This window comes from Streptomyces sp. NPDC002690 (assembly GCF_053592415.1).
The window spans coordinates 1-8,021 of the sequence record NZ_JBSFVR010000339.1 but is presented as its reverse complement, the minus strand read 5'-3'; the positions used below and the strand labels follow the sequence as shown (position 1 = coordinate 8,021).

Genomic DNA, 8,021 nt, shown 5'->3' with positions numbered 1-8,021 from the left:
ACGGATCAGGCCCAGGCTGGAGAGTGAACTGCGCCGCGCCGGACGGTGCAGGGGTCGCCGGGGGCGCTGCCTGATCGCGGCGGGACGGCCGGAGACCGGCCTGCCGTCCCTGGCCGGCATCGTGGTGGAGCTGTCCGGCCTCGGCGCCCGCGACGACGCCGACCGGGTCGCACGCGACCTGCGCCGGCTCGGCTGGTCCGACGGCCGGGCCAGGGGCCGGGGGCGGCCCGGCTACGGCGACCGGCTCTCGCCGCGTGAACTGGAGGTCGCCCGGCTGGTGACCGGCGGCCACACCAACCGTCAGATCGCCGACGCGCTCGTGGTCTCCGTACAGACCGTCGGCAGCCAGGTCACGTCGGCCATGCGCAAGTTGCGCGTCACCACACGGACCGCGCTCGCCGTACGGCTCATGGAGTTGGGACTGGTCGGCGAAGAGGCGCGGTCCCCGGCCGACGACGACTGAATTCGCCCTGCGCGGCCGGTACGAAACAAAACACCGTGCCGTACCGCGGAATTGATTCACCTGTCCGACCGATCGAGCCGTGGACCCACCGCCCGCATCCTTTTGTCATGTCACCCGCTATTTCAACGGCGTCCGGGCCGACCGACGGCCCGGAGGAGCCAAGACCCCACGGCGCGCAGGTGTCGGTGACCGCGGACCCGTCGCCCGACGGTCCCGCACCGTCCTCGGCGGACGAACCCGTACCCCCGCCCGCCTCCGACACCGCGCCTACCCCCGCCGACGGCGTCGAACGGCCGTCGGCCGGCCCCCGGGAGGCGAAGGCTTCCCGGGGCGCGGGCGCCGACGGCACCTGCGTCGAGTACGAACCGCTCTGACCAGGAGATCCACGGCCGGACCGTGACCGCGGACGGAGAGGCTCGCGCACGCCCCGCCCGTCACACCTGCAGGACACCGTTGCCCGTACCTCCCACAGGAGATGGATAGATGAGCCGAAGGACGACGAAGCGTCTCAGACGCGACGTGGGTGTGATGACCGCCGGTCTGACCATCCTCGCACTGGCCATCCCGGCCACCGCGGCACAGGCCGCCGAGGGAACGGAAAGCCCGACCCGGACCGCCACCGCGACCCCGGCCGTGATCGACGACGACGAACTGGCCGACACCGTGGCCGCGTCCGGTGCCGGCCTCACGGTGACGCTGATCACCGGCGACACCGTGGCACTCGGCCTCGACGCCGACGGACGGCCCGTGGTCCGAGGAACCGAGGCCGCGCCGCGGTCCGACGGCTCACCCGTCGTGTTCCACACCCTCACCCACGACGGCCGGACACATGTCGTCCCGAACGACGCCCTGGCCCTGCTCGGCACCGGGCTCCTCGACTGGTCTCTGTTCGACGTCACCGAGTTGGCGAAGGTCGCCGCGACGGGCCGCACCGGCGAGGTCCCGGTCATCGTCTCCTACACGGACAAGGCCGCGATCGCCCGGGCGCCCAAGGCCGTCGGCGCCCTCGGTGGCAGGGCACTGCCGAGCATCGACGGCCGTTCGATGGCCGTCGACGACAGCGGTACGTGGTGGGCGGGGGTCAGGGGCAAGACGGGGTCGACTTCCGCCGCCCGCTCCACCGGGTCCCTGACCGACGTCAAGAAGGTCTGGCTCAACGGCGTGGCCGAGATCAACCTGGACGTCTCCGTACCGCAGATCGGCGCCGACGTGGCCTGGAGCCGGGGGTACGACGGCAAGGGCGTCTCGGTGGCGGTGCTGGACACCGGCATCGACGCCACCCACCCCGACGTGGCCGGGAGCATCGTCGAGCAGCGGGACTTCACCGCCAACGCCCAAGGGGCCAAGGACGGCCACGGACACGGCACACACGTGGCCTCCACCATCCTGGGCACCGGAGCCGCCTCCGGGGGACGGCTCAAGGGCGTCGCCCCGGGCGCGCGACTGCGCGTCGGCAAGGTCTGTACGGACAGCGGGAGTTGCGCGGACGACGCCATCATCGCGGGCATGGAGTGGGCCGCCCACTCGGGAGCCAGAGTCGTGAACATGAGTCTCGGCGGCGGCCCCACGGACGGGACCGACCCGCTGAGCGAGTCGCTCGACCGGCTCAGCCGCGACACCGGAACCCTCTTCGTGGTCTCCGCGGGCAACGACGGACCCGTCGCCGGGACCATCGGCTCCCCGGGCGCCGCCGACGAAGCTCTCACCGTCGCGGCGGTCGACAAACACGACCGCAAGGCGGCCTTCTCCAGCCGCGGACCGCGGATCGGGGACCACGCGCCCAAGCCCGACATCGCCGCCCCGGGCGTCGACATCGTCGCGGCACGCGCGGCCGGCACGTCCCTCGGCACGGTCGTCGACGACCACTACACCACCGCCAGCGGAACATCGATGGCGTCGCCGCACGTGACGGGTGCCGCGGCCATCGTCGCCGCGCAGCACCCGGAACTGACCGGCGCCCAGATCAAGGCGCTGCTGATGGCCGACGCCACCGACCTCGGGTACGTCGAGTCCTTCCAGGGCGCGGGCCGGGTGAACGTCGCCGCCGCGATCGAACCGAGGGTCTTCGCGACCGGCACGGTGAGCCTCGGCAGCATCGCCCACCAGCAGGAGCCCGTCACCGGAACCATCACCTACACCAACCTCACCGACGCGGCGGCCACACTGCGCCTGTCCGCCTCCCTCGCGTCCGGCGCCGCAGCCGCCCCCGCGGGGCTGCTCACCCTCGGCACCGACGAGGTCACCCTTCCCGCGGGCGGTTCGGCCCAGGTACCCGTGACGGTCGACGCGAGGAAGATCGGCGAGAACGGGGCCTTCGGCAGCTGGGACGGCTCGGTGACCGCCCGGGACGCTTCGGGCGCGGTGCGGGCCACCTCACGGCTCCACGCCTTCCTGGAAGCCCGCCAGTCCTCGCTGACCGTCAAGGTGATCCCGCCGACCGGCGCCACCGACATCAGCTATCTCAGCGCCGTGTTCACACCGGTCGACGACAAGGTCCTCCTCCACGAACCCGCCGTCACCACGAGCGGCGGCGCGTCGGTGACCGTGCCCCTGTTTCCCGGGACCTTCTCGGCCGCCCTTCCCCTCAGGTGGCGGGACGCCTCCGGGGACTGGCAGGCCGCCGCGCCCGTCGTGGCCGAGGTGAAGGTCGACGGGCCGACCAAGGCCACCCTGGACCTGCGCGAGCTCACTCCGATCCGGGTGAGCACGCCGGAGCGTACGGAGACCTACTCGGCCGTCACCTCCACCGGGAGGACCTCGCAGACCGGCGCCTGGAAGGCCGTCACGCAGATGTCCGTCGGTTACGGCGCGCAGGAGCCGCACTGGTGGTCCCTGCCGACCGGGAAGGTGCGCACCGGAACGCTGACGCACAGCACTTCCCAGGTGCGCACGACCCCGGTCGTCACCCTGCGGGCCGTCGGCGGTCGTGACTCCTTCGACCTGTCCGCCCGTTACGTGACCCCGGACGTCGCGCTGGTGGGCCAGCAGGCGTGGACGGACGGAGTGCTCGGAGGCGCCCGCAACACCGCGACACCGGTGCCCAGGCTGCCCGTGAAGGGCCGACTGCCGGTGGTCGACGCCGGCACCGGGACCGCCGCCGAACTGGCGGGCGTCGACGCCCGGGGCAAGCTGGTCCTGATGAGGCCGACCGACCTCTGCCGCGGCGACTGCGACTTCGCGACGCTCCGGGACGAACGCGTCGCGGCGGCGGCCGACGCCGGAGCCGTCGGTGTCCTGGTCGCCGCACCGGGTCTCACCTCCCTGGGACCGAAGGCGAGCCAGGTGCCCTGTGGGGTCGACCCGCAGAACTGCCCGGCCACCGAGCCGTACGCCGCGCTGCCCGTCGTCAGTGTCGGCAGCGCCGAGGCGGACCGCCTGACCGCGAAGATCGGTACCGACCCCGCGGGGGCCACCGTCGAACTCGGCGGCACCGCCACACCGCGGATCTACGCCGCCAGGTTCGTCGCGAACGGGCAGATCCCGTCCGACCAGCGCTACCGCGTCGACGCGAAGGACCTCGACCGGGTCGATCACCACCTGCACGCCGACCGGCCCGGCACCCTCACCAAGGCCAACTGGCAGCAGCTCTCCGGGTCCGCGCCCGACACCGCCTCCGTGGACCTGCCGCTGGTGGCCACCCAGAAGACCCTGACCATGTTCGTCCAGCGGCAGGACGACACCGTCGACCGCTTCACCACCTCCTGGGGGGACACCGCCGAGGGCGGCGCCCTGCTGCACGCGCGAGGAGAGACCCACGACGTGGTGCTCGGCAGGAAGACCACGCTGGACTGGAACGCCGGACCGGCCGTTCCGGGCGCCGCGCCGCTGGTGCGGACCCGGTCGGGCTTCACGGTGGGGTCCGGACCCTGCTCGGCCTGCCGCCAGGGCGACACCTTCTATCCGACCTTCTATCTGACCGGCAGCGGCGGCGGACGCCAGGCTCTGATCGGCATCCTCAACAACGACGCCTTCTCGGAGACCGCCTTCGGCATCACCTCCTGCGGTCCCACCGCCCCGCCGTCCATGCCCACCTTCGACGTCCGCTGCGACTTCCGTCTGTCGGACGCGGCAGGGCACGAGATCGAACGCCGAACGGAACGACTGACCGCCGAAGACCTCGGAGGCCGGCGATGACGGCACGGACCGCGGAGGAGAACACCACCATGACCCCCGACATCGCACCGCCCCGCCGCCGCGCGGGAGCCCTCGCGACCCTGCTCGCGGCGGCGGCCCTCACCCTGACCGGCTGCGCCGGTACGGGAGACCTCGTCTCCTACGACCTGCCGGCGAAGGCCGCCCGGTACAGCTTCGAGGCCGAGACCGACGGCGTGACGACCCGGTGGGAGTACGTCTCCGACCGGCCGGGCAAGGACGACGCCCCCGAACTCACCCCGTGCATGGGGGACGTCGTCGGCGACAACCGCGCGGCCTGCCGTCCCGAGCCACTGATTTTCCTCCGGTACGACTTCGATCTGGCGCTGGACAACACCGCCCGATCCGGGGAGAACCACCGGATAAAGGTCACCGGCTACTACCAGGACCGGCTCAGCACTCCGCCGAAGCTGACGTCGCTGAAGGCCCAGGTCACCTATGACGGCGGCCGGACCTGGCAGCCCGCCGCCGCCGCGCCCGCGGGCGCCAACACCTACACGGTGACGCTCAGACACCCGAAGGGCGAGCTGGCCTCGCACGGCGTCGGACTCCGCGTGGACGCGACCGACAGCAAGGGCGACACCGTCCGCCAGACACTGCCCACGGCGTACCGGCTGCGCTGAGGAAAGGAGTTACGGGCTCCTCACGGGGGTGGCGGACGGACCGTCACCCCCGTCTCGTCCGTCGTCGCGCCGGCCGTCGCGGGCGGAACTGTCCCCGGAAAGGACCGGTCCCGTCCGGGACGCGCCGCGTCGGTGGGACGAGCGCGCAGTGGCACGACGGTGTCCCCCTTCCAAGTCAAATGACTGATGCAGTAGCTGGATTCGGCTGTGAGAGTCAGGGATGCGGTGCCGTGCCGTCGCGCGCCGGGACTCCTGGTGCCGGGACGTGCACCGGGTGGCCACCGTGCGCCGCACGCTGCCCACCCGGTCCCCGGTGCCATGGGGGCAGGACACCGGGTTCGGGAAGGAACGTGCGTGATGACGTCGATCGATGACGCAGGGAAGAACGTCTTCGACGTGGTGACGGTGACGGAGTCCGTCCGAGCCGCGGACGCCGATCACGAGAAGCAGCCGCCCGGACTCCTCGCGCACCGTCAGGCGGAACGCCAGCGCCGGTACGCCATGACCCTTCAGCACGGCGTCCAGGAGCGCATGATCAGAGCCCTGCTCGGGCTGAGCATGGCGCGACAGGAACTCGGCACCGTCCCCTCCGGCGCGCTCGACCTGCTCCACGACGCGGCGCGTGACCTGGAGGAAGCGCTCGCCGGGGTCCGGGAGGTCACCGACGCGCTGAGCCCCGGAGCCCTGCGTGCCGGCGGGCTGCCCGCGGCGCTCACCGCCCTCGCGCGTCGCGGCCCGGTGCCCATGGGCTTCTCGGGCACGTCGGCCGAGCGGCTGCCCCACTTGGTCGAGACCCATCTGTACCTCCTGGTCTCGGAGGCCGTCGAGCGGGCCGTGGAACACGGTCGGGCGGGGCGGGTCGACGTGAGCCTCAGCACCGGGACCAGCGCGGTGGTCGAGGTCGTCGACGACGGCGGACGGCCCGTCGGGGCGGAGGACCTCACGGCGCTGGCGGCCCTGTCCGAGCGTGCCGCCGCCCTGGGCGGCACCCTGCGGATCACCCACGCACCGGGCACCGGGACCACGGTCACCGCGGTCGTACCGCTCTGACCCGCCCATCTCGTGCCGGACCCTCCGGGGCGACAGGGCTGGACGACTTCCCGACCGGTTCACGCTCGACCGCGGAGGCGTCGATGGAAGGCACCGCCCGCCCCCGGATCGGTGATTCGCACAACTGATATCGTCGATACATGGTCGAGAAGGAGACGACGCCGGACAGGCCGGCGCCCGCACTGAGGCAGAAGATCGTGCTGGCCGCGGCGAGTCTGCTGGAGGCGGGCGGGCTGGACGCCGTGTCGACCCGGGCCGTAGCGGCTCAGGCCGGTGTCCCGACGCCGTCGATCTTCCGGATCTTCGGGGACAAGGACGGACTCCTCGAAGCGGTCGCCGAGCACGGCTTCCGGCGTTACCTGGAGGTCAAGGCCGAGTTGTTCACCGGCGATGACCCGGTACAGGCGCTGCGGGACGCCTGGGACCTGCACATCCGGTTCGGGCTGGAACACCCGGCGTACTACACGCTCGTCTACGGACAGGTCCGCCCCGGACACATGCCGCAGACCGGCCGACGGGCCGCGGACGACCTGCGCCGCATGATCATCCGGGTCGCCGCCGCGGGTCGCCTGCGGATGAGCGTCGAGCGCGCGACCGAGGTCATGCACTCGACCGGTGCGGGCACGATCCTCACCCTGATCAGCCACCCGGAGAAGGCACGCGACCTGCGCAACGCGTGGGAAGCCCGCGAGATGGTGATCAACGCGCTCACGCTTCCCGCCGCGGACCCGGAGACATCCGGCCAGGAGGGGTTCGGATCGGTCGTGGCCGGCCGTGCCATGGCGTTGCTCGCCGCGCTCGGGGAGGACGGAGCCACGCCGCTCAGCACCGGCGAGCGGACCCTGCTCCTGGAGTGGCTCGACCGGCTGGCGGACGGGGCGGACGAGAACACCCGACCGTCGGCGCCTGGCCGAGACACCTGACCTGCAGGGCCATACTCTCGCCACGTTTCTCCCGCCGCGCATCCAGGCATGTCCGCAGACCGGTGAAACCGTTCGGCATCGGTCCCGGTCCCGGTGCTGCCGGGGCCGGGTCGGGGAGCCGCCCGGTGGCGTCCCCATGGCAGGCTGGGTATGACAGCCATCCGATACGTTGCGCCGTCGTCGGCAACGGCAGGCGGTGTTTCGCGCATCCCGTCTGGAGAGCCATGTCCCCGTCCCCTCGTCCGGCCGGTGATCCGATGCCGAGCCACCGAATAGTCGAGAACCTGATCGCCCGGTACGCGGAACTCGTCGACGACGGAGACTTCGCCGGACTCGGAGAGCTCCTCGCGGACGCCACGTTCATCGGCGGCGGAGAGCCGGTAAGCGGACGCGAGGGGATCGAAAGGATGTTCCGCGAGACCCTGATCGTCCATGCCGACGGCACCCCGCGAACCCAGCACGTCACCACCAACGTCGCCGTCGAGGTCGCCGAGGAGGCGGGCACGGCGGTCTCGCGTTCCTACGTCACCGTGTTGCAGGCGTTGCCCGACCTGCCGTTGCAGCCCATCGCCGCCGGCCGCTACCACGACCGGTTCGAACTCCGGGAGGGGCAGTGGCGTTTCGTCCAGCGGCGGGTCCGCATCACCATGGTCGGCGACGTGAGCCGGCATCTGCGCGGGGCCGCCGCGCCGTAAGGAGGCGCGGGCCCGGGGCGGCCCGCCCCACGGATCGCCGTCCGTGCCCTCTGGTGCAGGTGGTTTCCTGCACCGCACCCTCAACCCAAGGAGCCGCCTGACCACCTCTGTCACA

General features: G+C 72.2%; 7 protein-coding genes. All 7 read left to right on the top strand.

All coding sequences use genetic code 11. The features are described 5' to 3' along the window. Positions 1-463 (top strand): response regulator transcription factor (locus ACWD3D_RS29660; protein ID WP_451463845.1); only part of this gene is annotated, 463 nt, incomplete at its 5' end. Between the two features lie 185 nt (positions 464-648). Then, on the top strand, positions 649-837 hold the full coding sequence (locus tag ACWD3D_RS29655) for a hypothetical protein (protein WP_451463844.1): 189 nt from the start codon (positions 649-651) through the stop codon (positions 835-837). 109 nt (positions 838-946) lie between these two features. After that, complete coding sequence (locus tag ACWD3D_RS29650) at positions 947-4,597, top strand: S8 family peptidase (protein WP_451463843.1); 3,651 nt, start codon at positions 947-949, stop codon at positions 4,595-4,597. Beyond that, the gene (locus ACWD3D_RS29645) at positions 4,594-5,238 is read left to right on the top strand and encodes a hypothetical protein (RefSeq protein WP_451463842.1); all 645 of its coding nucleotides are present in this window, start codon (positions 4,594-4,596) and stop codon (positions 5,236-5,238) included. Before ACWD3D_RS29650 ends, ACWD3D_RS29645 begins: the two co-directional genes overlap by 4 nt. Positions 5,239-5,595: 357 nt before the next feature. Continuing rightward, entirely contained in the window at positions 5,596-6,288 is a 693-nt protein-coding gene (locus ACWD3D_RS29640; protein WP_451463841.1) for a sensor histidine kinase, read from the top strand. Positions 6,289-6,428: 140 nt separating this feature from the next. After that, positions 6,429-7,211 (top strand): TetR/AcrR family transcriptional regulator, encoded by a 783-nt coding sequence (locus ACWD3D_RS29635; RefSeq protein WP_451463840.1) that lies wholly within the window; start codon positions 6,429-6,431, stop codon positions 7,209-7,211. Between the two features lie 257 nt (positions 7,212-7,468). Then, positions 7,469-7,906: a nuclear transport factor 2 family protein gene (locus tag ACWD3D_RS29630; RefSeq protein WP_451463839.1), complete on the top strand. Its 438-nt coding sequence runs from the start codon at positions 7,469-7,471 to the stop codon at positions 7,904-7,906. Positions 7,907-8,021: the final 115 nt, after the last annotated feature.

What these genes read in the sequence shown, in the direction of transcription:
- ACWD3D_RS29645 (WP_451463842.1), top strand. Translation starts at nt 4,594, where the DNA reads ATGACGGCACGGACCGCGGAGGAGAACACCACCATGACCCCCGACATC.
- ACWD3D_RS29630 (WP_451463839.1), top strand. Translation starts at nt 7,469, where the DNA reads ATGCCGAGCCACCGAATAGTCGAGAACCTGATCGCCCGGTACGCGGAA.
- ACWD3D_RS29640 (WP_451463841.1), top strand. Translation starts at nt 5,596, where the DNA reads ATGACGTCGATCGATGACGCAGGGAAGAACGTCTTCGACGTGGTGACG.
- ACWD3D_RS29635 (WP_451463840.1), top strand. Translation starts at nt 6,429, where the DNA reads ATGGTCGAGAAGGAGACGACGCCGGACAGGCCGGCGCCCGCACTGAGG.
- ACWD3D_RS29650 (WP_451463843.1), top strand. Translation starts at nt 947, where the DNA reads ATGAGCCGAAGGACGACGAAGCGTCTCAGACGCGACGTGGGTGTGATG.